The sequence below is a fragment of the Enterobacter cloacae complex sp. P15RS genome, assembly GCF_014895905.1.
GTDB lineage: Bacteria > Pseudomonadota > Gammaproteobacteria > Enterobacterales > Enterobacteriaceae > Enterobacter > Enterobacter quasihormaechei.
In genome coordinates, this window is sequence record NZ_JADBQL010000061.1 from 1 (window position 1) to 229 (window position 229).

General features: G+C 57.2%; 1 protein-coding gene. It reads right to left on the reverse strand.

Features of this window, described 5'->3' with window-relative positions:
* Nucleotides 1-229 (reverse strand): porin (locus tag IM267_RS21115; protein WP_193034241.1); only part of this gene is annotated, 229 nt, incomplete at both ends.

Here is a 229-nt window from a genome sequence, read left to right on the forward strand (position 1 = left end):
TCGCGTCGTATTTCAGACCGGTAGCCCACTGCTCAGCTTTGTCGCCTTTACCCCAGTCCAGGGTCTGCTGGTTGTTGGTACGGTCAGCTGCGCCGTAAGCACCCACGATGCCGAAGCCTTCGTAGTCATAGCTCAGAGAGGTCGCCCAGCCGTCGCCGTTAGAACGTACTGCGATATCACGCTCGTTCTTGCCCAGGTACTGAACGCCAAAGTTCAGACCATCAACCAG